Origin of the sequence: Paenibacillus plantiphilus (genome assembly GCF_927798095.1) — a bacterium.
In the GTDB taxonomy this organism is placed as follows: domain Bacteria; phylum Bacillota; class Bacilli; order Paenibacillales; family Paenibacillaceae; genus Paenibacillus_Z; species Paenibacillus_Z plantiphilus.
In genome coordinates this window covers 25,697-51,439 of sequence record NZ_CAKMMF010000035.1, presented here as the reverse complement: position 1 = coordinate 51,439, position 25,743 = coordinate 25,697, and the positions used below count along the sequence as shown (strand labels likewise).

Genomic DNA, 25,743 nt, shown 5'->3' with positions numbered 1-25,743 from the left:
CCCCTAAACCAGGGGTTCTTCGACATGCTAAGCAACTCACGAAGCCAGCCACATAAGGTAAAAAAGCAGCAGTCAGCTCTCGAAAACACATCACCATGTGCTCCACCTCGCCAAATTACCCGTATTTACCCATTTCCCATCGCCTCTTTCACAAAGGAAGTAGAATCTCCCTCATTTGTAAACAGTTAATCGACAGTCTCTATTTCAATCTTACAGCGATTACCGATGAGGAGTTTACGACGTTTTGTTAACTTTAAGAGGATTTTTCAGCCTTACAGCGCGCCACGCTCCACTTTTTCGTGCTGTAAAACGATATTTTAATCTTACAGCGATTGCCGATGAGGAGTTTACGATGTTTTGTTAACTTTAAGAGGATTTTTCAGCCTTACAGCGCGCCACGCTCCACTTTTTCGTGCTGTAAAACGATATTTCAATCTTACAGCGATTACCGATGAGGAGTTTACGACGTTTTGTTAACTTTAAGAGGATTTTTCAGCCTTACAGCGCGCCTCGCTCCATTTTTTCGTGCTGTAAAACGATATTTCAATCTTACAGCGATTACCGATGAGGAGTTTACGACGTTTTGTTAACTTTAAGAGGATTTTTCAGCCTTACAGTGTGCCTCGCTCCACTTTTTCATGCTGTAACGCGGTATTCTATCTTACAGGGAATGTCTAGATAAACTTATTAAACAGCCTGATTTTATAGGTGTTTGAGCAGGCTTCCTCTTGACCTTACCCGCACGAGCTTTAATTGAGGAAGATGGGTAATGATAAGATAATGCATAGGCTGTTGGGGTTTTTGTTTACCACCTTTGTGTAACAAATCCCATTTTCCAATCGTTTATAGTATTGTGAAATCATTTTAATTGTTTCGAGGTTACTCTATACATTTTCTCGTTACAAAAATTTGCACGTATTATGCAAAGGGGCAGCTAAAAAATATGAAAAAATTCGCGTGTGTAATGAGTGTGGTGCTCTTATTTGCTTTTATGTTAACTGCATGCACTAATGAGGCTCAAACCGTAAATCATGACTTGGATTTAAAAAACAACGATGAGTCAAAGCAGGCTGCTGCTCCTTATTTCATCGATGTGGAAATGGCTAAAGAACAGTTAAAAAGCGCTATATGGGGTTCTCACGGCTGGCAAATATGGCATCCAAATCAATCAGATTATATTTACGCATCATTTGGTCGTCACTTGTTAAGATACAATATTTCTAATAATGATATTGATAGGGCAATAACCTTGCAATTTGAAGTGCAAGATTTCATTGATCAAAAATTGCAGCTTTCATTGGATGGCAAGCATGGCCTTGTTGCTGACACGTACTATATTGATTTTGAAAACAAGGATGTATCACTGTTATCAGAAGCTGACACCATGGCAAAAAAAGAAAATATAACATTTGATGGCGACAATCACAATCTGGACGTACTAGCTTATTCAATCGAGTATAAGGCTGTAGAAAACCAATTTATTGCGTCCAAAGATCAGGAAACTCCGGGTCATGAAATGACGTCATTGCGTGGCGCTGATCTGAATGGGGAACGTTCCTTTGTCGGCATTGATTCAAAAATAGTCGGATCTCTTATTCCAAATAGTGAGGACGGTTTTGAATTAGGTTATTATAAGTTCGTGATAATTGATGTGGAAAAGGATGAGATCTTACAAGAGTATCCTATAAATATTAAATTAAATAGTGATTAGTGTAGGCGGCTCAATCTCATATTGCAGAACGGTAAGCCACGTAAACGTGGCGGAAAAGCCAAATATCGTGGCATTAGTAATGCCCAAGTATGTGTACTCGTTGCCCGTAACCGTCAGAAAATGACTCTGCGTACTTTGGCGTGGACGTATTCGGACCGCAAAATTGGATGAAGCGGTTGGTGGTCATTTGGGTTGGACCGCTTTAATGGTGTTATTCACTGAATTAGGAGGTTGTGAAATGGCGTTTCCAACACATATTGTATCAGCAGGCGGAATTGTAGAAGATGGAAATGGAAATATTCTATTAGTAAAAGCCCATGACGATGGTTGGGTATATCCTGGTGGGATAACTGAAGTTGGAGAGAACCTGATTGATGGCGTGATTCGTGAAATCAAAGAGGAAAGTGGAATAGACGCTACTGTTAGCCAATTAATTAGTGTTGTTTCGAATACAGCCGCACATAAGTGGTATGACGGTGTGACTGATGTACCTACGAAGGTCATGTTTGATTTCATGTGCAAAGCTGTGGGTGGAGAGTTAGCTGCTTCTGATGAAACGAGCGAGTGTAGGTGGGTTCCAAAGGAAAATGTTTTGGATTTTATTACTTTACCCGCAATCCGCATGCGATATGAAGCTTATTTGAACTTTAACGGCTCTGTGAATTATGTTGAATATATCACTGCGACAACGTTAGAATGTAATGTCAAGATTCACAGGTTTGTTTAGTTGTACAAGGGGTGAAAACTGCTAAAGGCGAACCCGTTTATATTAACCGCGTTGATCCAGCTTTTTCTGGCCCAGCTCTAGATGTGAATAAATAAAATAGTAGCTATACCATTTTGTTAACGGCCTCCAAATGAGAACAAAAAGAACGCAGCAGGGCAATTTACCCAAGCATGCGTTCTTTTTATTGTTTATCTGCTCAATTTAGAACAGATTAATTTCTTTCGCATTGTTCAAGTCAGGAAGGCTGGCGAGCTCGGTGAGCACTTCTTTTGGCGTTCCTTTATCGACGGAAAGCACCATAATCGCAGCACCGCCAATAATTTTACGTCCAACCTGCATGGTCGCGATATTCACGTCATTGTTGCCGAGAAGTGTTCCGACACGGCCAATGATACCTGGCTTGTCATTATGCGAGACAAGGATCAGATTGCCCTCAGGAGAAACATCGACCGGGAACTTGTCGATTTGCACGACACGCGGACCATAACCGGACAGCAGCGTACCCGCTACCAAACGCTCTTCCTTCTTGGAACGAAGCGTTACTGTCACGAGGTTCGTAAAGTCGCGCGAAACTTGTGACTTTTGAATGACAATGTTCACATTGCGTTCCTTGGCAAGATGGAGCGAGTTCACGACATTGACCTGCTCGGAGCCGAGATGATGGGACAGCACGCCGCGCACAACATAACGAGTAAGCGGTTGAGTGTCTACATCGGCCAATTCACCGGAGTAGCTAACCGTTATCTCTTCTACAGCACCTTCTGCCAATTGCGCTGCAAAGTTGCCGAGCTTCTCTCCAAGAGGGAAGTAAGGCTGCAGAATGTTCAACAGGTTAGCAGGGATTGGCGGCATGTTAACCGCATTGATGAACGGTTTGCCACGCAGGATGTTCAACACCTGCTCCGATACGTCAATCGCAACATTCTCTTGTGCTTCAACAGTGGAAGCGCCAAGGTGAGGCGTTACGATGACCTGCGGAAGCTTCAGGAAAGGATGATCGGCTGCCGGTGGCTCCACTTCGAATACGTCGAAAGCAGCGCCGGCTACGATTCCTTGCTCGATTGCTTCGACAAGTGCGAGCTCATCGATAATGCCGCCGCGCGCACAGTTGACGATCCGCATGCCTTTCTTCATCACTTCGAACTGCTTGCTGGAAATCATATGGCGAGTCTCAGGCGTAAGCGGTGTATGAACCGTCATAAAGTCCGCATTGCGAACGATATCATCGACGGAGGATAGACGAATGCCCAGCGCTTCCGCACGATCTTCGGTCAAGAATGGGTCATAGCCCCAAATTTCCATACCGAACGCTTTGGCACGCTTGGCTACCTCGCTGCCGATCCGGCCCATGCCCATAACGCCGAGCACTTTATTGCGAAGCTCTACGCCAAGGAACGATTTGCGATCCCACACGCCGCTTACAGTCTTCTGATAGGCTTGGGGAATGTGGCGGGCTACTGCCATAATCATGGCGAAGGTGTGCTCGCAGGTCGTAATCGTGTTGCCGTCAGGCGCATTGATAACAATAATACCACGCTGTGTTGCTGCGTTCAGGTCGATGTTGTCGACACCTACGCCAGCACGTCCAACAACTTTCAGTTGCTTGCCTGCTTCCATAATGCGCGGAGTTACGCGCGTCTGGCTGCGAACGAGAAGAGCGTCATAATCGCCGATAATGGCGACAAGCTCGTCCTCGCTAAGTCCAGGCTTCTTGTCGATGGTTACATCCTCAGCGTCTGCAAGCTTCTGAATGCCGAGATCGCTGATTGGATCTGAGACTAGTACTTTAAACATGTCGAATTGCCTCCTACAAGCATATGTAAAAAAAGTAGAAACGCACATCATGTCACGTCTCCAAGTAGAAACTCAATTTCAAAGCATGCATCCCCTCACAACTGAGACACATTAGACTTTACTATTTTATAGCAAGGATGCAGACAAAAGCAATGCCGAAACTTGCTCATTTGTGAAAATTTCGTTATGATCAACCGCAAGAAGTTAAGGTATTAGCAGATGTATGGGGGGAGATTGCTTGAATAATTGGAGCGATTTGGAGCCGGAATTATTCGTCGAGCTGTTGCGTTCAGGCCAGCTGGATGCTGAACAGATCATCGATGTGCGCGAAGAAGCGGAATGGGAATATTACCATCTGGAGCAATCGTCGCTCATACCGATGAATACGATTCCTGACCGACTTCATGAGCTGGCAGCGGATAAAACGCTGTATATTGTTTGCGCTCACGGCGTGCGCAGTGCGGCGGTCTGCCATTTTTTGCAGCAAAAAGGCTATGACAGCCTCCGCAACGTTGCAGGTGGAATGGCCGCCATAGCCTCTCTTTATGATGGTTTCCAGTACGATTAGTACTGGAAACTATTATTCTTTCTCGGGGAAGAAGAACGGCAGCTGCGGCAATAGGTCTTTCGTATACAGCTGAGCCTTGCTTCCGCTGAAATCGCCGGAGCGAACAGCCTCCGTATTAATAAGCAGATCGACGATTGCATCGACCGTTTTCATTTTCATTTTGCTGGCTTGGCCTGATAAAATAAATTCATCCACGCGAGTTGTCAGATCCTGCGGATAGAAGGATGCAAGCTGCTTGCGGACATTCAACTGCTCAGCCATCAGCTTGTTCTTGATAACAAGCGGCAGTGCCTTCCAAGCAGCGATCTCAAGCACATCAGGATTGGCGTAATTGCTCGGAATGTTAGGATTGACGCTCGAAGCCCATTTCAACATGGCATCATAATAGTTTTGCTGGCCGGCCATCGTGTGCTTTACGCCTTCTAGATAATAAGCATCCTGCTTCAAGGCAGCGAGCAGTTCTGCAGCAGACAGCTCTTTGGCGGATACTGCGCCGCGGTCTGCCGCTTCCTGGAACATCTTGAGACCTTTCAGGAATTGCAGCTGAGCCTCTTCAAGCAGCGGCGATGTTTTGGGAACGGAGGCATGCTCCGCTTCCTTATACTTCTGCTTGGCCAGACTGGATAATTCCTTCAGAGCAGAGGAAGAATCGACAAGCTGCTGCGAGGACATTTTATGTAAGCTTGCAAACCATTCGTTTTGAAATTCACGATAAGGCAAAAATACGGTATGATAGAAAGAAACGAGGTCTTGCTGCTGATAAGCGGTTACAACGCCTTCCTTAGTAGAGCTCAGATGCTTCGTTTGCTCGATGAATTTCGATTCCGTTTTGTCTGAACCGATTTGAACGCCGTAGAAAAAGGCTCCGACAGCAACAACAAGCATGAATAGAAAGCCAAAGCTAAAGAGCAATTCAGTACGTGTCAGTCGTTTCTCCATGTTAAATCTCCTCGTTCCATTTGTCGTCATTATAATAAGGACGGATGTCGCATAAAGCAGAATTGCGTCATCTTGTTCATCGATATGAATCAATTGTCCTATTAGTATAGGGTAAAATTCTCAAAAATGAAATATGAACCTTCATGATAGGCGGTAAACTATGAAAAAATTCGACATACGCAAAATTCGGTTCAAAAAAGTAACAATTGACCAAATCGATGACCGTCTATTACTCATTAATTTGTATGCCACGCAAGCCATTACATTTATTATCGGCTTCATCTGGATTTTATTTCAGCACAGAAACCCATTTTTATTATTCAAGCTTCCTGAGGGGGCTTCCTTCATTCTATGGGGAGCCGGATTGGCGGCGCTTGTCATTGTTGTGGATTTGCTAATATCCCGCTTCGTGCCTGATGAAGTCAGCGATGACGGGGGTGTGAACGACCGTATTTTCCGCAGCCGTCCTGTCTGGCATATCGTTGTCATGTCCTTTGTTATAGCGGTGTGCGAGGAGACCTTGTTTCGTGGAGCGATCCAGCATAATATTGGGCCATATTGGACCAGCATCTTGTTTGCGACCATCCATGTCCGCTACTTGAGGCACTGGATACCGACAGGCCTTGTGTTCTCGATCAGCTATGCGCTTGGGTGGATCTATACAGAGACAGGTACGCTATGGGCACCGATAATCGCCCACTTTCTAATCGATATGATCATGGGATTGTTGATTCGTTTTCGGAGGGAACAATGAGTAGAATGGATAAATTTGGCAGTCGATCCAGAACGCTGAGGCGCGATTCCAAACGTGAGGCTGCTGCCGAGATGCAGGCTGAGGAGGGGGCAATCCCTTCAAGAAGGAAGACTCATCCTTCTAATAAAGGAAAGATGACGGCATGGTTCTATCGTGTGTTGACTGTCTTGTTCATCCTGCTCCTGGGCGGCTTGCTGCTGTGGGGCAGGCATAACTCAGGGGAATTGCAAATGCCTTAAAACAATTACGGAGTCATGCTGCTCAATGCGGCATAGCGGGGAGCTGAGAGCTGATCATGATTGTTGTTGCTGTAGGTATTACGATAATAACGGCCGCTGTTGCCATTCTGATTCTGCACATGATTCGCCATTCCTATCATTATCAATTGGATCGGCAAGAAATTGTTTTGCATCGTCTGCCGCCTGCATTCGACGGAACGAAGCTGCTGTTCATCTCGGATATACATAGACGGACGATTCCAGACACTATTATCCAGCAATGCAGGGAAGAAGGAAGAGTAGACCTTGTTCTGATCGGTGGAGATCTTCGTGAGCGGAAGGTTCCTCTCTCGCGTTGCAGAGACAATATTCGCAAGCTGGCATCGATAGCTCCCGTGTATATGGTATACGGCAATCATGATTATGATGAGGACATTAGGCCATTCGAAGTGCTGCTTCAGGAGGAAAGAGTGCGAGTGCTAGTCAACGAGGCCGTTGTAATGGAACAGCGGGACGGCAGCCGATTCAGGCTAGCAGGCGTTGATGATCCGCGAACAGGCCGGGCACAGCTGGAGCAAGCGCTAAGCGAGCATGAGGCAGAAGAGGAGCTGTTCACGCTGCTGCTGGCACATGACCCCATCATTCTCAGAAAGTTCAAGCCGGATACAGCGGTTGATCTTATTCTGACAGGCCATACGCACGGCGGACAGATCGTGCTGCCGATGTACGGGCCGCTGCTCAAGACCGCTTCGGTCAGGTCATTCAGCAGAGGCTGGTATATCGATACGAATGAAAGAACAACCGGAGCAGCGTCGCCCCGGTTGTTCGTCAGCTGCGGATTCGGCACCTCCAAAATTCCAATGCGCTTGAAGGTTCCGGCCGAGCTTCATCTCTTTACTTTGCGTTCCGAGCCTCATCAAGGCCAAGGTCAATCGTCGCCGGGTCAATAAAGGAATAGCCTTTCTCCTCCAGCTTGGCAAGCAGGGTGTCCAGCGCTTTATCTGTCCATGGAAGCTCATGCATCAGAATGTTGGCCCCTGGATGCAACTGCTCCATCACATTGCTAATGACCTTGTCAGGCTTATCCTTCGTGCTCTTGTCCCAATCCAGCGAGCCGTTCGACCAGGTCATGAACAGCATGCCGTGTTCTCGCGCAATCTGCTTCACCTTATCGCCTCCTGAGCCGAAGGGTGGACGGAAAAACACAGGCGAGTTGCCGATTGTTTCCTTGACAATGGTTTGAACGTCTCCAAGCTGCTTCTCAATTTCCTCTTTCGTTTGTTTCTTCAAGTCAATATGATCCCAGGAATGATTGCCGATTGTTTGACCGCGATCAGCAATTTTTTTGAGCAGCTCGGGATGCTGCTTCACCCGATATCCGTTCACAAAGAAAATTGCCTTGGCTTTATGCTTATCCAGCGTATCCAGCATGGAGTCGATCATTTCAGCCTCCTTGGGCCCATCGTCGAAGGTAAGCAGAACAACCTTATCCGAAGTCTCCTTGTCAATTGGCTCGAATCGGTAAGCGGCATTCATGCGGTACAGCTTTTCCTTCGCTTCTGTTTGAGCTGGCTCGTCATCCTTTGCTGGCGGGTCTTCTTCCGGCTGTGCAGTTGGCTCATCCTCGCTGCCTGCTGCTTCAGTTGGCGGCGTCTCGGGTGATGTCTGCCCATCGGGCTGCGACGATTCCTGTGACGGATCAGGGGTATTCCCAGTCCCGGAATTGCTTGTTTCCTTCTGAGTTGTACTGCAGCCGACCATTAAGAGAAGTGCGAGGAGAAGGGTTGTAATCGTTCTGGCAGTCCGTGTGGCAAGCATCATTGTCCTCCTGCTGAAATCGAATAGTCTACATCTGAAATTGTCTTTATTGTATCATATTTCGGAAGGGCACATGCCATGCATGGCAGCTGCTTTCCTTATTTTATAGTGGGATGACGCGTAGCAGCAAGGGCAAAACTAATCGCGGAACCCATTAGAAATAAGGAGGATGGCATATGAGATGGACGGGTTTTTTGCTGGGCAGTCTGGCTGGCGCTATGGCTGCGGCCTATGTCGCTAAGAAGCGGCCGGGAATGTTCGCCTGGGCGACAGCAGCTTGCGCCAACATGGCATCAGGCTTGAAGGGTCGTACTATTGAAGCGGTAATCAACACGACAGCAGGAAAAAATAATTCAAAGCATTCCGCACCGAAAACCAATGGAACCGCTCCTGAGAATTCGGCTGCGGCTTGGGGACAGATTGAAATGCTGATGAATAGCGATCCGGCAGTCAAGAAGGAAGCGGAGCGCATTGCAGCAGAAGGCAGTAAAACGCATTAATAAAATGAATCGTTTGACCGTTTCGTTGCGTATTGAAGCAAACGGCTCAAACGATTCTTTTTTTCACTCCACACTAGTGCATTCAAAGGACAGACATGATAACATAGTTACATAGCACGATTTAATCACCATTTTGCTGCTGCTTCATACACTGTAATAACAGAAACTGCCAGGATGGTGCGCTTTCAGAACAGTGCTTTGCTCCATATCAACGAAGCAGATGCCCTCGAAAAGGAGGATCCTATCATGAAAATCGAACGACTCAATCAAGACAAAATACGAATATTTCTGACGTTCGACGACCTGCTGGAGCGTGGGATCCAGAAGGACGATATGTGGCGCGAAATTCCGAAAGTGCATGAGCTATTCAGCGAGATGATGGATCAGGCCTATAATGAACTGGGCTTCGATGCGAGCGGTCCGCTTGCAGTTGAGGTGTTTGCCCTTCCTGCTCAAGGTATGGTTGTCATTGTCACAAGAGGCAAGGTGAATGGAAAGCACGAGGAACGGGCTTTAGAGGATGAAGACAACGATGAAGACGTCTATGAGCTTGAGGTGACTCTTGAACAAAGCGATGTCGTATTATATGCGTTTCGCGATATTGAGGATGTCATTTCCGTCAGCAAGATGCTGCAGGCAGCTGAGCTGACAGACGATGGACGCTTATATGCCTACAACGGCAAATATATGCTGGCATTTGAACCGGTTGGATTGGAGCTGCCGCGGTATCATGCTATTATCGCCCTTCTCGCTGAGTTTGGAGAGGCGACGTCAGTAACGACCGCTATTCTTGAAGAATACGGCAAGGTCATCGTTCCAGCCAAAGCTGTTCAGGAAATTTGCACTCATTTTTAAAATAAACATTTATAAGGGAGCGTCAGCTGCGGTATCATAGCCGTATGCAGATGCTCTTTGTTTGTCTTGCTTATGGCAATTGGGGGAGCTTTCGCATAGTTGGACAGCATCACGTTCATATTAGTACAAAAAAAGGTGGGGACGAGCTCAGTGACGGAGACCAACAATAACGATGTGCTGATATCGACACAAATTGTAATAGAGGAAGCGCTCAGAAAGCTGGGCTACGGCGATGATATGATTGAGCTGCTGAAGGAGCCCATTCGTATTCTGACGGTAAGAATACCGGTTCGAATGGATGATGGGAAGACCCGCGTGTTTGTTGGCTATCGCGCACAGCACAATGATGCGGTAGGTCCAACCAAGGGCGGGGTCCGATTCCATCCCGGGGTGAATTTGGATGAGGTCAAAGCATTGTCCATCTGGATGACATTGAAATGCGGAATAGCAGATTTGCCGTACGGCGGAGGCAAAGGCGGCATTATCTGCGATCCCCGTCAAATGTCGTTCTACGAACTGGAACGGCTAAGCCGGGGCTATGTAAGGGCAATTAGCCAGCTTGTAGGTCCGGCCAAAGATATCCCTGCTCCCGATGTGATGACGAACTCCCAGATTATGGCTTGGATGATGGATGAGTACAGCCGTATTCGCGAGTTTGACTCTCCAGGATTTATTACAGGAAAGCCTATTGTGCTTGGCGGTTCATTAGGCCGCGAGAGCGCGACAGCGCGCGGTGTTGCGCTCATGATCGATGAAGCGCTCAAGATGAAGAACATCCCGCTGGCAAGCGCCCGCGTCGTCATTCAGGGCTTCGGAAATGCAGGCAGCTACCTCGCCAAGTTCATGCATGAGGCAGGGGCTAAAGTTATTGCTATTTCCGATGTGAACGGCGCGTTGTATAATGAGAATGGGCTGGATATTGAATATTTGCTTGACCGCAGAGATTCATTCGGTACTGTTACCAACTTGTTCAAGAATACAATCTCCAATGATGAGCTACTGACGCTCGATTGCGATATACTAGTACCAGCAGCTATTGAGAATCAGATCACGATTGACAATGCTGACCGGATCCGCGCCAAAATCGTCGTTGAGGCCGCTAATGGTCCCACAACGCTGGAAGCGACACGCATATTGACAGATCGCGGCATCCTGCTGGTGCCGGATGTTCTGGCAAGCAGCGGGGGCGTTATCGTCTCCTACTTTGAGTGGGTGCAGAACAATCAGGGCTATTATTGGTCGGAAGAGGAAGTAGATACGAAGCTTAAGGATATGATGGTCCGCGGCTTCAAACAGGTCTACGAGCTGCACACTACGCGCAAGGTGAACATGCGGCTTGCCGCCTATATGGTTGGTGTAAGGAAGGTAGCGGAAGCATCGCGGCTGCGCGGCTGGGTGTAGCTTCCGGTACAGGTATAGGTTCGCCCTTTAGGATCAAGGGCAGTTGAATCAGAGGAGGTGGCGAGAGAAACGATGCTGATTCTTTCCATTTTAACCGCAGCGATTGCTCCTGGAGTAGCACTGCTTACTTATTTTTATCTCAAAGACAGATACGACACGGAGCCGGTTCATATGGTTGTGCGTGTGTTTCTGCTCGGCGTGCTGATCGTTCTGCCTATTATGGTCATACAACGCGGTCTCCTCCTCTGGTGGGGAGATCAGCCCATCGTATTCGCCTTTGTCATTTCTTCCGGTGTAGAGGAAATCATAAAGTGGTTCGTTCTTTATCATATCATCTATAATCATACGGAGTTCGACGAGCCCTATGATGGCATTGTATATGCGGTTGCGATCTCGCTTGGTTTTGCGACAGTTGAGAATGTTCTGTATGCCATATATCAGCCGGCTTCATTCGGTTCGCTGCTTGGCCGGGCGCTGCTTCCGGTGTCTGGACATGCATTGTTTGGCGTCACCATGGGCTATTATTTGGGCAAAGCCAAATTCGCTTCGGCTGCATCGCGAACCCGCTTGTTCCTGTTGATGTCATTGTCCATTCCGCTGCTGGAGCATGGCGTTTATGACTGGATTATCGGGTCGGGCACGACGTACTGGATATGGTTCATGATCCCGCTCATGATTTATTTATGGGTCAAAGGATTGAGGAAGATGAACCGCGCCAACGCAAGATCTCCGTTTCGTATGCTGCTGCGCGAGGAAGAGGTTAATCTCTAACGCTTCTGCCTATAATAGAGGTAAAGCAAGTTTTGCTACGCAAAACTTTTAGGAGGAACCATGAGTTTGTCGCGTGTAAAGGTAGCTATACGATGCAACATCTGCGGTGAGAAATTCGTTCTTCGCGGTCGTCGGGAGAAGGGTAAGATTGATACGGGCTTCAAGCAGTGTCTCTGCAACAATACGCTGGATTTCGAAATTCAGGAGGTTGCGCTTTAGCGGAGATTCACAATTACAAACAAAACATGCATAAAGCTCCTTTCGGCAAACCAAACTAACACCAGGTTTTGCACACGAAAGGAGCTTTTGCCTTATGTACCGTCGATTAAGTGCCGTATTGTTTCCAGTCATGACACTGTTTTTTATCGGATCGATCTATTGGGGCTATCAAGAGCATCAGGATAAAAACTCCATATTGATCAAAGCCGAGAATCAATACCAGCGCGCATTCCATGATCTGAGCTATCATGTCGAGCAGCTTCATCGCGAGCTGGGTAATACGTTGGCTGTTAATTCAACCTCGCAGGGCTTCCATCGCAAAGGTTTGGTCAATGTATGGCGATTGACCAGCGAGGCGCAGAATGAGATTAACCAGCTGCCGCTTACGCTTCTGCCATTCAGCAAAACCGAGGAGTTTCTATCGCGGATCGCCAACTTCTCGTATAAGACTTCCGTTCGTGATCTGACGAAGAATCCGTTATCTCCAGACGAATACAAGACGCTCAAAACACTATATGCCAGCTCCAAGGAAATTGCGAAGGATCTATATGCTGTTCAGGATAAGGTGCTCGCCAAAAACCTGCGCTGGATGGACGTGGAGATTGCGCTGGCATCGGAGAATTCTACGCTGGACAACTCAATCATCGACGGCTTCAAGACTGTAGACAAGAAGGTGGGCGAATATCCAGAGATCAACTGGGGACCTTCGGTCAGCAGCATGTATCAGAAGCGAACAATCAAGATGCTTGGCGGCGGCAAAAAGACAGCCGAAGAGATTAAGAAGACTGCGGCACATTTTCTCAGCTTGAAGGATACGAGTGGAATTAAAGTGGTGGAGAACGGAAAGGGAACAGAGTACGCTTCCTTCTCCGTAACGGCGAAGGGTCCAAATACGGACAAACCGGTCCAAATGGACTTTACGCAGCAGGGCGGCCAATTAATTTCGTTCATGAATCCGCGTGACGTCGGTAAAGCGACACTGAAGGTGGGCGAAGCGGAGCGCAAAGGGATCGAGTTTCTAGAGCGTCACGGCTATAAAGGAATGGAAGCAGTCAATTACAGTGAATTCTCCAATATTGCCGTCTTCACTTGTGTGGCATCGCAGAATGGGGTGCTCATCTACCCAGAGAAGCTCATTGTCAAGGTAGCGCTGGATAATGGCGAAGCTGTGGGACTGCAGGCCAACGATTATGTGTATGAGCACCATAAGCGCAATATCCCGAAGCCTAAGCTTGATGCCGCACAGGCGCGCAAGTCGTTGAATCCTGATTTCAAGACATTCTCTCAGAGGATGGCTCTGATCAAGAGTGACGCTGGCAATGAAGTGCTGTGCCATGAATTTACAGGCCGAATCAATGGCGGCAAGTATCGCATATATATTAATGCCGAAACCGGACTTGAAGAGTCCATCGAACAACTGTCGGCATAATAATGGGATGAAGGACGAGCTGCTGTTGGCTCGTCCTTTTCTCATAGAACCTCTCCCCAAATTTCGACATGCTGTGCTATAATCTAGAAAATGGGAGGGACTAAAGACTATGTTGCCGAAAGTGAAGCATTTCTTATTCTTGCAGGTGGCCTCATCCGATGAGGAAGAAGCGGCAATGGAATATAAATCAAGAGTGGAAGATGAGCATGAGGACGAGCTGCTGATCGATGTTCCCATAATCGAAGGAACTGGGAAATACAAACGACTGTTTCTCGGTGACGAGCTTTCCATTTATTTCGTATCCGGAGATGGCGTCAAGCATTATTTCAACTCCCATGTGCTTGGATTTAAGGATGATGTTGTGAAGCTGATTCGCATCCGCAAGCCCCAGCTTGACGCAATTACGAGTGTGCAGCGCCGTTCCTTTCTTCGTGTGGCGGCAGAGCTTGAAATAGCGATTAGAATGTCGTCGCATGTCCGTTTCATCGGGATGACTGATGATGTAGGGGGCGGGGGGATTTCGTTCCTGTGCGACAAACGTTGGCCGCTAAAAACGAGTCAAGAGCTGGATTGCTGGCTGCTGATTCCTTATCGAAATGGCACAGTAGAGCATGCGCAGTTCAAAGCCGAGATTGTGCGTGTCAAAGATATGGAAACCGGCCGCAATCAGGTGATGGCCAAATTTGCCAGCATCTCGGATAGCGAGCGTCAGAAAATCATCCGTTTCTGCTTTGAGCGGCAGCTTGACTATCGTAAAAAATAGGCTGTCACTGAAAGTACAAAATTTCATTCCTGGAAGGACATGAATAACACAGCCATTCATGGAAAAACTAACCCCATCCTGTATTGGAGAAAGGGATGTTTCTATGAAGAAGCGCCACTGGACAGGACGTGGCCGGCATTCAACGATGAGCTCCGCGAAGCGGCTGATTGAATGGTCTGACGACGTGACGAATATATTGAAAAAAATTGTAATTATGCTTCTGCTTGCCATTATGTTAAGCCAGCTTGCGCTTCAAATACCTGTCGTGAGAAATTGGGTTACAGGTGTTGATCGGCTAGAGGGAGTCCCCTTCTAGCCTGTTTGCGTTCTTTGCATCTCCCATGGTGCTGTGGTATAATTTTTTTATACACGCAGGCAGAGCCTGCTTTTTTCTTGAAGATTATTCAGGGCTGGGTGTCGAAGGCAGCAATCAAGGAGGTTTGTCACCGTTGAGCAAGGATGGGGGACAGGGCATCGATCGTATGAACGTGGCGATTGACGGACCTGCCGGCGCGGGAAAGAGTACTGTGGCCCGCAAAGTCGCCGAGCAACTCGGCTATATTTACATCGATACCGGAGCTATGTATCGGGCTGTTACTTTAGCAGCGAATCGGGCAGGTATTGCAAGCGGCGATTCGGAAGGGCTGAGAACGCTCGTTGCCAGGCTGCATATTCGGCTAAAGCAAGGCGAGCAGGGACAGATCGTACTATTGGATGAAGAGGACGTGACGGAGGCGATTCGCACGCGGGAGGTCACGCTTCGGGTGTCCGAGGTTGCTTCTCATGAGCCAGTCCGAATTCGTCTGGTCGAGCTGCAGAGGCTATTGGCTGCCGGCAAAGGAATCGTCATGGACGGGCGCGATATCGGCTCGCATGTGCTTCCAGATGCCGAACTGAAGATATACTTGACTGCAAGTGTCGGAATTCGCGCCCTGCGCCGGTTCAAGGAGCTCAAGCATGATGGCAGCATCACCTTGGAGCAGCTTGAACAGGAAATTGCCGAGCGTGATGAGAGTGACGAGAAGCGTGAGGTTTCTCCGCTTATATGTGCACAGGATGCCGTCGTCATAGACAGTTCTGAGCTAACAATCGATCAAGTTGTCGCACTTATTGTAGACTTGAGCCGAACCAAAATGGCGGAGGCGAAGTAAACTATGTTATATAAAGTTTGCCGCGGCCTGCTCCGTTTTCTATACGCCATATTTTTTCGTTTCGAGGCGCATGGCCTGGAGAACATTCCGGCGACAGGGCCAGTGGTGCTGGCTTCCAATCATATCAGCTTTTTCGACCCGCCTACAGTTGGCATCAAGCTGGACCGAATGGTTCATTTTATGGCAAAGGCAGAGCTGTTCAGAATTCCGCTCTTCGGTCCTCTGATCCGAGGTGTCGGCGCATTCCCGGTTAAGCGCGGAGGCGTCAGCAAGGATGCGATCAGATCTGCGATCACTTTGCTCGAAGCGGGCGGAGTCATGGGGATTTTTCCTGAAGGGACACGCAACGCGGGGGATGCAATGGGCAAGAAGGGTGCGGCGATGATAGCGCTGAGAAGCAAATCAACCGTTGTGCCTTGTGCGATAATCGGCAAGTACGGCTTGTTTCGCAAGATGAGAATTTATTATGGCAAACCGATAGAAATGTCTGCATTTATACAGGACTCTTCTTCCGATGTATTGGATAGGTTGACGCAAACCATCATGGGCAGTATCCGTGAATTGGTTGAACAAAGAAAATAAGTGTTGTTTTAGGCGGTGCGCTGCAATTCATGATTCAAATTGTGGTCTGCACGTTTAAATAAAGTTGGGGTATGAATTGAGGAGGTATTTTAAAATGTCAGAAGAAACAAACGTTCAAGAGTCCGCTCCTGCGGAAACAATTAGCCAGGAGGCTATGGATAATTTCGTCACCTTGAAAAAAGGGGACACAGTGAAAGGCACGATCGTCAAAATTGAGGATAACCAAGCTTATGTAAGCCTTGGATATAAATATGACGGCGTTATTCCACTTCGCGAGCTCTCCTCGGTTCAGCTTGAAAATGCTGCCGATGCTGTAACGATCGGTCAAGAAGTGGAATTGAAGGTTGTCAGCATTGACGATGAGAAGGAGAAGCTTGTTCTCTCGAAAAAAGTTATCGATGGCGAGCGCGCATGGGATGTGCTGCAAGCACGCTTCGACAGCGGTGAAGTATTCGAAGTTGCAGTGGCCGACGTTGTCAAAGGCGGTCTTGTAGCTGATATTGGCGTTCGCGGCTTCATTCCCGCTTCTATGGTTGAGCGTCACTTTGTAGAAGATTTCAGCGATTACAAGGGTCGCACGCTTCGCGTCAAAGTGAAGGAGATCGATCGCGAGAACAACAAAGTGATCCTGTCCCAGAAGGAAGTGCTGGATCAGGAATTCGAACAGAACAAACAGCAGATCATTGGCGATTTGCAGGTTGGCCAAGAGCTGGAAGGTACGGTTCAACGGTTGACTCCATTCGGAGCTTTCGTTGATATCGGCGGCATTGACGGCCTTGTTCACGTATCCGAGCTCTCATGGCAGCATGTTGCTCATCCGAAGGATATCGTAACCGAAGGTCAAGCAGTGCGCGTTAAAGTGCTGAAGGTTGATCCGGCTGCTGGCAAGATCAGCTTGAGCATGAAAGCTGCAGAGCCAGGTCCTTGGGATAATGCAGGCTCGAAATTCAATACAGGCGACATCGTAACAGGTACGGTTCGTCGTATCGTTAACTTTGGCGTCTTCGTTGAGATCGCGCCTGGCGTAGAAGGACTCGTTCATATCTCTCAATTGGCGCACCGTCATGTGGCAACTCCGCATGAGGTCGTACAAGAGGGTCAAGAGGTTAAAGCGAAAGTGCTTGACTTCAACCCTGCGGAGAAGCGTGTCAGCCTGAGCATCAAAGAAACGGAAGAAGCGCCAGAGCAAGCTCCAAGACCGGAGAGAGCGCCTCGTCAACAAAAGATTGAAGCAATCGACAATCCGAATGTAAGCTTGAGCAACCAAAGCATGAGCTACTCGCTTGCAGAACGTTTTGGCGACAAACTGAGTAAACTGAAGTAGACCGTTCATTACGGTTACTGAAAGCCGTCTATCTTGCAGCTATCTGCTTGAGGGGCGGCTTTTTTGCGTGCGGATTATGCGGGCTGTATGAGGGGTGTCCATTGAAGCACATAATAGGGTCATCGAGAGGTGATGGTGTTGAACGATGGATTTATGACGATATGGCTGCTTACGATCGGAATGATTCTGTATGCGACAGGATGGGAGCGGCAAGCGTCAGAGGGCATATCTTCGCGAATGCTCGCCATACTTATCGGAGGGCTGTTGCTGTTGCAGACATTGGAGCTGCCTGTAGGGGCGGGGCTGACAGTGAAGGGAAGTGTGGTGCTGTTTCTCGCAATCGTCATCGTTTCGGTTGTGATGGACAATCCGGGCATGCAATTGGTGTTCGTACTCGCCAGCTCCCTATTCGCTGGCCTGGTCTGGATGTGGATACGTTTCATGTATGCGGTCGATCCGGTATTTATCGTGCTGGCTCCGGGCTGGGACGGCGCTTTGGCGGCCGGCATTCTGGCCGGTGCTATGGTTGAGCGGTTCCGCTCTCAGCTGCTCACAATCGTCTTGGCTTCTGTCATGGCAGTCATCGTTGAACTAGTTCGCAGTTTCAGCCACGCGGAGCCCTTTACGCTGGGCGCCTTAGCTTGGTGGGACGGGTTGGCCGTTGCGTTCGCGGCTGGCAGAATAACCGCAGGCCTGAAGGGCTATTTGAGAAGGCTGGGGGAATGGCTGGTCAGACAACTCAAACGAGCCGAGCATTAAGAGAGGGGCAGAGCATCATGATGGACCTGATCAGATGGGGACAGCCGCAAAATGCGCTGGTTGGCATACTGCTTGGATTGGCGTTCGGTATTATCGCCAGATTACTGATGCTTCGTACCGATTATCGGCAGTATCCGACTTACCCGCATGGCAGGATTATACATATATCGCTAGGTGTAATCGCTGCAGCTTTGGGAGCGGTCGCTGTACCTGCGCTGTTCAAGAAGGATTATACGGCCATCACCTTTCTGACACTGGCGGCACAGCAATTCCGTGATGTGCGCAAGATGGAGCGGGAAACACTGTCCAAAATCGATAGTATGGAGCTAGTTCCGCGCGGGACAACCTATATAGAAGGCATTGCGATGGTGTTCGAGGGCCGTAATTATCTCGTTATTTTGACTGCTCTCGTGACCAGTCTGACCTCCGCTGGCTTAGGGTTGATCGGAGGCATTATTGCAGGCTGTCTGACACTCATTCTTGTATTTAAATTGAAGTCCGGCAAAATGCTGTCGCATATAGCGGAGGCTGCCGTTGCGCAAGTCCGCATCGATGGGCCGGATTTGTTCGTTGGCGATATTTATATGATGAACGTAGGTCTGTCATCGAATCAGGAGCTGGTTGCCGAGCGTGGCATTGGCGTCATACTGACCCCTTTCAACGCTAACGGGAAGGCGACACTGAGCAATCTTGGACAGCGGCAGGCGATCCTGTTCGATTTGGCGACGATACTGGGTGTGTATCGCGATGACGGAGAGCCTGCCCTTGTGCCGATGGCCAAGCTTGATATGAAGGACGGGCGGCTCGGTATATTCGTCCTTCCTCAGGAATTGGATGCGGAGAAAGCCAGGGTGGTTGTACAGCGTGTGCCTATATTGGAGTCTGCGGTTCGAATGCCGACAGAAGCAAGCGTAAATAAGGAAGAGGGACGGTCAAATGGCTAAAATCGTAGCAATTGTGACAATCAAGGGGGATTCTGTCGGAGGAGGAGCCCCGATTTTTGTTGAACCGGATAAGGAAAGACGGGAATCGACAGCGTTTTTACTCGAAAAGATTTTGGATGCGAGCGCGCATGATTTGAAGAATGGAACTTTCATTTTGGTTGATCGCCATTAACAATGAAAAGTTAGCCATTCCCGTTGTTTTTTGCTATGATGTAAGGCGTGAGTATTTTCAGAGATGCATTATCCATGCTTTTGTACGCTCATGGTGATCAATAAAACGGCTGTGCCGTATATGTTCGAGGAGTGAAACTATGTCTAGACCCATCATCGCCATTGTAGGGCGACCGAATGTGGGGAAGTCTACGATCTTTAATCGCATCATAGGCGATCGGTTAGCGATTGTGGAAGACAAGCCGGGTATTACGCGGGACCGGATCTACGGTACCGGGGAGTGGAATGGACGCGCCTTCAGTATCGTCGATACTGGAGGGATTGAAATTGATGGCGAAGACGAGATCATGAAGTCGGTTCGGATGCAAGCCGAGCTGGCGATTGAGGAAGCGGATGTTATCATTTTCATGGTGGATGCCAAAACCGGATTGACCCATGCGGATGACGAGGTAGCACAGATGCTGCTGCGCTCGCGCAAGCCGATTGTAGTAGCTGTCAATAAAGTGGATAACTTTAGCCGACAGGACGATGTTTATGAGTTTTACAGCCTTGGCTTCGGCGATCCTGTTCCGATATCGGGTTCTCACGGAATCGGTATTGGCGATCTGCTGGATGCTGCGGTTGAAAGACTGCCTGAGCTCGTTGAGGAGCATTATGACGAAGACGTTATTCGTGTGGCGCTGATCGGAAGACCGAATGTAGGAAAGTCCTCGCTTGTAAATGCGCTTCTCGGTGAGGAGCGGGTTATTGTAAGTGATGTGGCGGGAACGACCAGAGATGCGATTGATACGCCCTTTGAGCGAGACGGCCAGAAGTTTGTGCTGATCGATACAGCTGGCATGCGCAAGCGCGGCAAGGTATATGAATCGACTGAGAAGTACAGCGTCATGCGGGCTTTGAAAGCGATCGAGCGGGCGGATGTTGTATTGGTGCTGATTAACGGCGAAGAGGGCATTATTGAGCAGGACAAGCATATTGCCGGATATGCGCATGAAGCGGGCAAGGCGTCGATCTTCGTTGTCAACAAATGGGATACCATTGAGAAGGATGACAAGACGATGCAGCATTTTGAGCAAAATATTCGCGATCACTTCCTGTTCATGACCTATGCGCCAGTCGTATTCCTGTCAGCCAAGACGAAATCGCGTCTGCACAAGCTGCTGCCTGTCGTTTGCCGGGTTTCCGAGCAGCATGCGCTGCGTATTCAGACGCATATTCTGAATGATATTATTTCCGATGCGATTGCCATCAATCCGCCTCCGACCGATAAGGGCAGAAGGCTGCGCATCAACTATGTGACGCAGGTGGCGGTCAAGCCGCCGACGATTGTTCTGTTTGCGAACGATCCGGACATGATGCATTTCTCTTATGAGCGCTATTTGGAGAACAAAATTCGGGCAGCCTTTGATTTTGCAGGGACGCCGATCCGCATCTTCACACGGAAGAAATCCGATGAGGATTAGGTTTACCGTTCTAATTTAATATCCAGCGGCGTAAATGTAAATCGTCCAAGAAGGAAACAGTTCTTAGTGCGCATCGCCTTGCAAAAATGTTATAGAGCAGTAGATCATCCTATATGCTAAAAGTATACAAATCCTATACAAAAAACATACAAACGGATGGTCAGAGGTATACAAAAGGTTGAGCTTTACGATTTGCGCACCGGAGGTCCACAATAGATATAAGAATGTGTCCGGAGGGCGGGAGTCCTTGGAATTGTCTTAGGCTGCCCTGGGAAGTTGCCCAGACGGTACTGGAATTCGAGGGATGTTAAAGGAGAGAAGAAAGTTGCTTACAGTCATCGGAGTTGCGATTAGTTATTTATTAGGCTCGATTTCATTCAGCATTCTAATTGCCAAATGGTTCAAGGGGATTGATATTCGCAGCTATGGCAGCGGCAATGCAGGTGCGACAAATACGCTGAGGGTGCTTGGCAAGGGACCAGGGGCTGCGGTATTCTTGCTCGATATCGTAAAAGGGATTGCAGCTGTCGTTCTCGGCTATCTGCTGTCAGATGGACAGTGGACAGCTGTTCTCTGCGGTCTTGCGGCAATTGTCGGTCATAACTGGCCGATCTGGTTCGGGTTCAAGGGCGGCAAAGGAATTGCGACTACGGTGGGAGTGATGTGCAGTTTGGCATTATTGCCGACGCTTATTGCGGGTCTTATTGCGGTTGCGGCTATTGCAGCTACCCGTTATGTATCGCTCGGCTCCCTGCTGTTTGCTCTGGCGACTCCTGTGTTGATTCTAGTCTGGCAGAAGCCGTATGCGTTCTTCTGGGCCAGCCTGCTTCTTTGTATCTTTGCTTTCGTGCGTCACCGCAGTAACATTGTTAAGCTGTTACAAGGGAACGAGAATAAGCTTGGTGCGAGAAGAAGGTAAGGGGGAGCATAGATGAAGAACAAGAAAGCAGCCGTTCTCGTTGCCGGCAGCTGGGGAACAGCGCTGGCTGCTGTACTGGCTGACAATGAATATGACGTTACATTGTGGACGCGGAGCGGACATCAGGCAGATGAAATCAATCGAGAGCATCGCAATCATAAATTTCTCGCTGACGCCGTCTTGCCCGATACGATCGCTGCTTCAACGAATATGGAAGAGGCTGTAACAGGAGCAGAGCTTGTGCTGTTCGCAGCTCCTTCATCCGCCATGCGCGATGTTGCCAGGCAAGCAGCTCCCTATATCGGGGAATCTGCGTTATGCGTTCATGCGACGAAGGGTTTTGAATCCGGCAGTCTGAAGCGGATGACAACCGTGCTCTCGGAGGAGCTGGGCGGAGATCCGGGTCGTCTTGTCGTGCTCTCAGGGCCCAGTCATGCCGAGGAGGTTGTGCGCCGGCAGCCGACGACGATTGTCGTCGCTTCAGCATCGCAGGAAGCGGCTGAGCAGGCGCAGGATGCTTTTATTACGCCTCATTTTCGCGTCTATACGAATCCGGATGTCGTCGGCGTTGAGGTTGCTGGCGCAATCAAAAATATTATTGCACTTGGCGCAGGCTTAAGCGACGGTCTTGGTTTCGGCGACAATGCGAAGGCAGCGCTGCTGACACGGGGCTTGGCAGAGATCAGTCGTCTAGGAATGGCAATGGGCGCCAACCCGCTTACCTTCGCTGGGCTTGCGGGTGTTGGCGATCTTGTTGTGACGTGCACAAGCAAGCATAGCCGCAACTGGCGTGCTGGTTCTATGCTTGCGGAAGGCTTGGCGCTTGAGGTCGTGCTGGAGAGGATGGGCATGGTCGTAGAAGGCGTGCGAACGACACAGGCAGCGCATGAGCTTTCCGCGCAATTTGGCGTTGTCATGCCGATTACGGAGCAGCTGTATAATGTTCTGTTCCAGTCTCAATCGCCCCGCAGCGCGGTAGAGAACCTAATGGGACGGGGACGTACGCACGAAATGGAAGAAGTCGCAGCCGACTGGGGCCTACACCATTAATGATTTCCCCTCATATGATGCTGTAAGCACCATGGCTTGTGCTATGGAGCGGCATTAGCGCAGAACATTGCTGGCAGACTCCCTCCCTATAAGGAGAGCTGACTGATCTCTGCGCATTAACGCTTCTAGGAGGGGAAATATGAACGGCAAAGGCAATATTTCCAAGGATGTACTCGGTGCCGTGAGCAAGAAGACCGGCAAGAAGATAACGGAGAACGCTGTCAAGAAGCTCGCCAGCGGCGTAACCGAGACGACCATGCAGGACGAGGATGAGCTGCGCAAGCTGATCAAGCAGGTGTCGGCTATGGCGAAGGTTCCGGTATCGGAGCAGACGGTGAATGATATCGTTGGCGCGGTTAAGAAAAGCGGCATGAATACGAATAACATGGAAATGCTGATGAAGCTGATGCTCAAGAAGTAAGTATGAGGATATCGAGTGAAGGATCTCCCAGCCATTATTGAGCTGAGATTTCCTGCGCCTGATGTCCTTTTTTTACATAGAACCTCGCCTATGTTGCGAAACTAGCCGATGCAGCTGCAATAATGGTATAATAGATCGAATATTTGTCGTATGGGGTGGATGAAGACATAATGGATGCAATGACGAAAATGTGGATATCTCTTATCGGAATCGGACTAATGGCACTGGCTGCATTTCTTATCTCATTTGCACGCTACAAGACGAAGGGCGTTGTGAAATTTGTTCTTTCGCTGCTTGCATTTATGTTTCTGATTGTCGGCGGCATTCTAGGATTTATGTCCATCGCGTAATTCAGAGCTGGGATGCGAGAACCAAGGAAAGGCGGGGGCAGCTGAATATGTTAGAGCTGACAAGCAAGACGAAGACGATCCAGGTGGAAGCAGAGGACGGCCAATCTCTTCTGGACTTAGCGATGAAGCATAATCTGGACTGGGCTTTCTCCTGTACACGAGGAACCTGTGCAAGATGCCGCTGTTTAATCGAAGAGGGCGCTGAATTTCTGGAAGAGATTACGGATGCTGAATGGGATCGCATGGAGCCTGAGGAGTTCGATCAGGGCTACAGACTGGGCTGCCAGGCTATTGTAAAGGCGGATGCAGGAACGATCAAGGCAATCAATCAGCCTTATTTTTAATTAAAAGGAAGTGGTCCGATGGACCGAAGGGATGCCTTCATAGATGCGCTTGCAACAGTTGCGGACGCTGCATCTGCAACGGGTGTCCGTTGGTTAGTGGGCGGCAGTGCAGGCTTGCAGCTTCGCGGCTTGCAGCTGGACCAGCCACCGCGTGATCTGGATATTTATGCGGATGACGGGGATGCCGTCAAGCTGGATTCGGCGCTGCGACGGTATGCTAGTGATATGCAGCAGGAGAGCTTCAGTCCCATCTACCGATCGTTATTGAGCCACTATAATATCGAGGGTGTGCAAGTTGAACTGGTCGGTGGATTTATCATTTCCAGCGGCGATGATCGTTATGAGGTCGAGGTAAGCGAGGTGCTTGCGCCCCTGGAGCTTGAGGCGGTCTGCAATGAGCGGAAGATCGGCATCGTGCCGTTGGCGCATGAAATGTGGTTTAACTATTTGCGCCGCCGTCAGGACCGGGTGGCCTTGATTGCGGAGACTGTGCGGGCAGAGAAAGAAAGGCATCTGGAGGGATTTCAGGTTATTGAAGGGCGCAATCGTCTCTCCAAGGCTTCGGTAAAGCAGGTTCATGAGCTAATAGACGCACGGGAAACGAGGGAATTGGAATGAATGCCGAAATTACGTTTCTACCCTCTGGCCGCAAGGCTGTCGTGCGTGCAGGCACTTCTGTTCTGGATGCTGCCCGCAGGGCAGGTGTTCCGATTCGTACGAGATGCGACGGCAAGGCTGCTTGTCTCATGTGCAAGGTGACGACTAGCGGAGAGGGGCTGTCTCCGCCCAATGAGAATGAGCGGCGAAAGCTCGCCGGGCTTGATGAGTCGGGAATGAGGCTTGCATGCCAGACGAAGGTGACAGGCAGGGCGGTAGTAGAAATACCGGAGGACCCGCTTCGGGCGGCTGTCAGACAGCAATTGATGAGGCAGGCGGAAGAAGATAAGCTGTGGTAGAAGAGTAGATGAACCGCTTGCCTTGCTGGATCATACCGAAGGAGGATTTGTGGCAATGGCAGGATTGAAAAGATCGGCAGCAGCGGTAATGATCGTCTTGATGATGAGTCTGCTGGCGGGCTGCTTATACCCGGAAGAGCAGAAGGCGCAGAATCAGAGGCCGCCTAAGGACGTATTGATAAATGTACAGTCAGTCGTGGACCAGTACCAGAAGGATACCGGCCTGCTGCCGATTCAGAACAGTGAAGCGGACACGCCGATCTACGAAAAGCATATCATTGATTTCCCTAAGCTGCAGCGGATGAACTATTTATCTGACATTCCTGCGGCTGCTTACGAGAGTGGCGGAAACTATTACTTTCTCATCCTTAACGAGGATACTGATCCCGTCGTTAAGCTGATGAGTATCGTGAATTTTCAACAGATCAATGATGTCCAGAGCGCGGTGAAGCAGTATGCTGATTCGCATAACGGAGAACAACCGGCCGGTGAAGCGGCTTATCCGGATTTCTGGCGAATTGATTATGGAAAGCTCAATAAGAAGGACCCGGATATTATCAGCATGTTCTCAGGTCAAATCTTATCCACGATGATGGATGCCAAGGGCAATGTTTATCTGGATTACGGTGCTGATATTATGAGTGCTGTCAATGGTCTTGGGGCCGATGCGAAGCTGGAGGCCGAGCAGGATTTGCGCTCGCTGCTCGTTAATGGTTCCGACTTCGTACCGGTGAAATCTGTGATCTATCGGCTCGTGAATGGGGAGCCGCAGGCTTTTCTGGAATAAGAGCCGAAGCTCCCCTTGAATAAGGAGGCTTGCAGAAGCATGCTAATAGATGGAA

The 25,743-nt window shown here is 49.1% G+C and carries 32 protein-coding genes and 1 pseudogene; 30 read left to right on the top strand and 3 right to left on the bottom strand.

Features of this window, described 5'->3' with window-relative positions; all coding sequences use genetic code 11:
* Positions 1 to 943 precede the first annotated feature (943 nt).
* The 3 genes and pseudogenes from L6H65_RS23215 (at position 944) to L6H65_RS23205 (ending at position 2,438) form a co-directional block, all read left to right on the top strand.
* Positions 944 to 1,711: a hypothetical protein gene (locus L6H65_RS23215; RefSeq protein WP_236345353.1), complete on the top strand. Its 768-nt coding sequence runs from the start codon at positions 944 to 946 to the stop codon at positions 1,709 to 1,711.
* 33 nt (positions 1,712 to 1,744) lie between these two features.
* Positions 1,745 to 1,852: pseudogene (locus tag L6H65_RS26860) on the top strand (IS1595 family transposase); the annotation flags it as partial.
* Between the two features lie 97 nt (positions 1,853 to 1,949).
* A complete protein-coding gene (locus tag L6H65_RS23205) occupies positions 1,950 to 2,438 on the top strand; it encodes an NUDIX hydrolase (protein WP_236345366.1) in 489 nt (162 codons plus the stop codon).
* A gap of 201 nt (positions 2,439 to 2,639) precedes the next feature.
* On the opposite strand, the gene serA is transcribed toward L6H65_RS23205, so the two are convergent.
* Entirely contained in the window at positions 2,640 to 4,232 is a 1,593-nt protein-coding gene (gene serA, locus L6H65_RS23200) for a phosphoglycerate dehydrogenase (protein ID WP_236345350.1), read from the bottom strand.
* A 238-nt stretch (positions 4,233 to 4,470) separates the two neighbouring features.
* On the opposite strand from serA, the gene L6H65_RS23195 reads away from it, so the two are divergent.
* Complete coding sequence (locus L6H65_RS23195) at positions 4,471 to 4,800, top strand: rhodanese-like domain-containing protein (protein WP_236345341.1); 330 nt, start codon at positions 4,471 to 4,473, stop codon at positions 4,798 to 4,800.
* Between the two features lie 12 nt (positions 4,801 to 4,812).
* Here L6H65_RS23195 and L6H65_RS23190 read toward each other — a convergent pair whose 3' ends face one another.
* Positions 4,813 to 5,739, bottom strand: coding sequence for a hypothetical protein (locus L6H65_RS23190; RefSeq protein WP_236345339.1), 927 nt, complete (start codon positions 5,737 to 5,739; stop codon positions 4,813 to 4,815).
* Positions 5,740 to 5,899: 160 nt separating this feature from the next.
* Here L6H65_RS23190 and L6H65_RS23185 point away from each other — a divergent pair, with 160 nt between their 5' ends.
* Genes L6H65_RS23185 through L6H65_RS23175 form a run of 3 tightly spaced genes read left to right on the top strand, consistent with a single transcriptional unit; the run spans position 5,900 to position 7,661 of the window.
* Entirely contained in the window at positions 5,900 to 6,493 is a 594-nt protein-coding gene (locus tag L6H65_RS23185) for a CPBP family intramembrane glutamic endopeptidase (protein WP_236345335.1), read from the top strand.
* A complete protein-coding gene (locus L6H65_RS23180; RefSeq protein WP_236345331.1) occupies positions 6,490 to 6,732 on the top strand; it encodes a hypothetical protein in 243 nt (80 codons plus the stop codon). The genes L6H65_RS23185 and L6H65_RS23180 overlap by 4 nt, the downstream gene beginning before the upstream one ends.
* 56 nt (positions 6,733 to 6,788) lie before the next feature.
* Positions 6,789 to 7,661 carry a metallophosphoesterase gene (locus L6H65_RS23175; RefSeq protein ID WP_236345328.1) on the top strand — a complete coding sequence of 291 codons (873 nt, stop codon included), beginning with the start codon at positions 6,789 to 6,791 and terminating at the stop codon, positions 7,659 to 7,661.
* Here the strand turns inward: L6H65_RS23175 and L6H65_RS23170 are convergent.
* The gene (locus L6H65_RS23170) at positions 7,606 to 8,532 is read right to left on the bottom strand and encodes a polysaccharide deacetylase family protein (protein WP_236345326.1); all 927 of its coding nucleotides are present in this window, start codon (positions 8,530 to 8,532) and stop codon (positions 7,606 to 7,608) included. The two genes, L6H65_RS23175 and L6H65_RS23170, sit on opposite strands and share 56 nt — an antisense overlap.
* Before the next feature lie 173 nt (positions 8,533 to 8,705).
* Between L6H65_RS23170 and L6H65_RS23165 the strand changes: the two genes are divergently transcribed.
* From L6H65_RS23165 to L6H65_RS23055, 23 genes are all read left to right on the top strand, one after another.
* Positions 8,706 to 9,029, top strand: a complete 324-nt coding sequence (locus tag L6H65_RS23165) for a hypothetical protein (protein ID WP_236345321.1) — start codon at positions 8,706 to 8,708, stop codon at positions 9,027 to 9,029.
* Between the two features lie 246 nt (positions 9,030 to 9,275).
* Positions 9,276 to 9,884, top strand: coding sequence for a genetic competence negative regulator (locus L6H65_RS23160; RefSeq protein ID WP_236345318.1), 609 nt, complete (start codon positions 9,276 to 9,278; stop codon positions 9,882 to 9,884).
* Between the two features lie 150 nt (positions 9,885 to 10,034).
* Positions 10,035 to 11,285, top strand: coding sequence for a Glu/Leu/Phe/Val family dehydrogenase (locus tag L6H65_RS23155; RefSeq protein ID WP_236345313.1), 1,251 nt, complete (start codon positions 10,035 to 10,037; stop codon positions 11,283 to 11,285).
* Between the two features lie 72 nt (positions 11,286 to 11,357).
* Positions 11,358 to 12,056: a glutamic-type intramembrane protease PrsW gene (gene prsW / locus L6H65_RS23150; protein WP_236345312.1), complete on the top strand. Its 699-nt coding sequence runs from the start codon at positions 11,358 to 11,360 to the stop codon at positions 12,054 to 12,056.
* Positions 12,057 to 12,122: 66 nt separating this feature from the next.
* Complete coding sequence (locus L6H65_RS23145; RefSeq protein WP_236345368.1) at positions 12,123 to 12,275, top strand: hypothetical protein; 153 nt, start codon at positions 12,123 to 12,125, stop codon at positions 12,273 to 12,275.
* Between the two features lie 94 nt (positions 12,276 to 12,369).
* Positions 12,370 to 13,704, top strand: coding sequence for a germination protein YpeB (gene ypeB, locus L6H65_RS23140; RefSeq protein WP_236345310.1), 1,335 nt, complete (start codon positions 12,370 to 12,372; stop codon positions 13,702 to 13,704).
* A gap of 109 nt (positions 13,705 to 13,813) precedes the next feature.
* The gene (locus L6H65_RS23135) at positions 13,814 to 14,467 is read left to right on the top strand and encodes a flagellar brake protein (RefSeq protein WP_236345305.1); all 654 of its coding nucleotides are present in this window, start codon (positions 13,814 to 13,816) and stop codon (positions 14,465 to 14,467) included.
* A gap of 103 nt (positions 14,468 to 14,570) precedes the next feature.
* On the top strand, positions 14,571 to 14,783 hold the full coding sequence (locus L6H65_RS23130) for a hypothetical protein (RefSeq protein WP_236345303.1): 213 nt from the start codon (positions 14,571 to 14,573) through the stop codon (positions 14,781 to 14,783).
* 166 nt (positions 14,784 to 14,949) lie between these two features.
* Positions 14,950 to 15,618 (top strand): (d)CMP kinase, encoded by a 669-nt coding sequence (gene cmk, locus L6H65_RS23125; protein ID WP_236345363.1) that lies wholly within the window; start codon positions 14,950 to 14,952, stop codon positions 15,616 to 15,618.
* A 3-nt stretch (positions 15,619 to 15,621) separates the two neighbouring features.
* Positions 15,622 to 16,200 carry a lysophospholipid acyltransferase family protein gene (locus L6H65_RS23120; RefSeq protein WP_236345300.1) on the top strand — a complete coding sequence of 193 codons (579 nt, stop codon included), beginning with the start codon at positions 15,622 to 15,624 and terminating at the stop codon, positions 16,198 to 16,200.
* 94 nt (positions 16,201 to 16,294) lie between these two features.
* Positions 16,295 to 17,524, top strand: coding sequence for a 30S ribosomal protein S1 (gene rpsA, locus L6H65_RS23115; protein WP_236345298.1), 1,230 nt, complete (start codon positions 16,295 to 16,297; stop codon positions 17,522 to 17,524).
* A 138-nt stretch (positions 17,525 to 17,662) separates the two neighbouring features.
* Complete coding sequence (locus L6H65_RS23110) at positions 17,663 to 18,283, top strand: YphA family membrane protein (protein ID WP_236345293.1); 621 nt, start codon at positions 17,663 to 17,665, stop codon at positions 18,281 to 18,283.
* A 20-nt stretch (positions 18,284 to 18,303) separates the two neighbouring features.
* Positions 18,304 to 19,227 (top strand): YIEGIA family protein, encoded by a 924-nt coding sequence (locus L6H65_RS23105; RefSeq protein ID WP_236345355.1) that lies wholly within the window; start codon positions 18,304 to 18,306, stop codon positions 19,225 to 19,227.
* Positions 19,220 to 19,399: a capping complex subunit for YIEGIA gene (locus L6H65_RS23100; RefSeq protein ID WP_236345291.1), complete on the top strand. Its 180-nt coding sequence runs from the start codon at positions 19,220 to 19,222 to the stop codon at positions 19,397 to 19,399. The genes L6H65_RS23105 and L6H65_RS23100 overlap by 8 nt, the downstream gene beginning before the upstream one ends.
* A 139-nt stretch (positions 19,400 to 19,538) precedes the next feature.
* Positions 19,539 to 20,861, top strand: a complete 1,323-nt coding sequence (gene der, locus L6H65_RS23095; protein WP_236345290.1) for a ribosome biogenesis GTPase Der — start codon at positions 19,539 to 19,541, stop codon at positions 20,859 to 20,861.
* A 325-nt stretch (positions 20,862 to 21,186) separates the two neighbouring features.
* Positions 21,187 to 21,780 (top strand): glycerol-3-phosphate 1-O-acyltransferase PlsY, encoded by a 594-nt coding sequence (gene plsY, locus L6H65_RS23090; RefSeq protein ID WP_236345288.1) that lies wholly within the window; start codon positions 21,187 to 21,189, stop codon positions 21,778 to 21,780.
* A 12-nt stretch (positions 21,781 to 21,792) separates the two neighbouring features.
* Complete coding sequence (locus L6H65_RS23085) at positions 21,793 to 22,830, top strand: NAD(P)H-dependent glycerol-3-phosphate dehydrogenase (RefSeq protein WP_236345287.1); 1,038 nt, start codon at positions 21,793 to 21,795, stop codon at positions 22,828 to 22,830.
* A gap of 139 nt (positions 22,831 to 22,969) precedes the next feature.
* Positions 22,970 to 23,251 carry a stage VI sporulation protein F gene (locus tag L6H65_RS23080; RefSeq protein WP_236345284.1) on the top strand — a complete coding sequence of 94 codons (282 nt, stop codon included), beginning with the start codon at positions 22,970 to 22,972 and terminating at the stop codon, positions 23,249 to 23,251.
* 170 nt (positions 23,252 to 23,421) lie between these two features.
* Complete coding sequence (locus L6H65_RS23075) at positions 23,422 to 23,601, top strand: DUF2768 family protein (protein WP_236345283.1); 180 nt, start codon at positions 23,422 to 23,424, stop codon at positions 23,599 to 23,601.
* A 47-nt stretch (positions 23,602 to 23,648) separates the two neighbouring features.
* Positions 23,649 to 23,945, top strand: coding sequence for a 2Fe-2S iron-sulfur cluster-binding protein (locus L6H65_RS23070; RefSeq protein ID WP_236345282.1), 297 nt, complete (start codon positions 23,649 to 23,651; stop codon positions 23,943 to 23,945).
* Between the two features lie 18 nt (positions 23,946 to 23,963).
* Entirely contained in the window at positions 23,964 to 24,563 is a 600-nt protein-coding gene (locus L6H65_RS23065; RefSeq protein ID WP_236345281.1) for a nucleotidyltransferase family protein, read from the top strand.
* Positions 24,560 to 24,901 (top strand): 2Fe-2S iron-sulfur cluster-binding protein, encoded by a 342-nt coding sequence (locus L6H65_RS23060; protein WP_236345280.1) that lies wholly within the window; start codon positions 24,560 to 24,562, stop codon positions 24,899 to 24,901. The genes L6H65_RS23065 and L6H65_RS23060 overlap by 4 nt, the downstream gene beginning before the upstream one ends.
* Before the next feature lie 55 nt (positions 24,902 to 24,956).
* Positions 24,957 to 25,688, top strand: a complete 732-nt coding sequence (locus tag L6H65_RS23055; RefSeq protein WP_236345279.1) for a YphF family lipoprotein — start codon at positions 24,957 to 24,959, stop codon at positions 25,686 to 25,688.
* Positions 25,689 to 25,743: the final 55 nt, after the last annotated feature.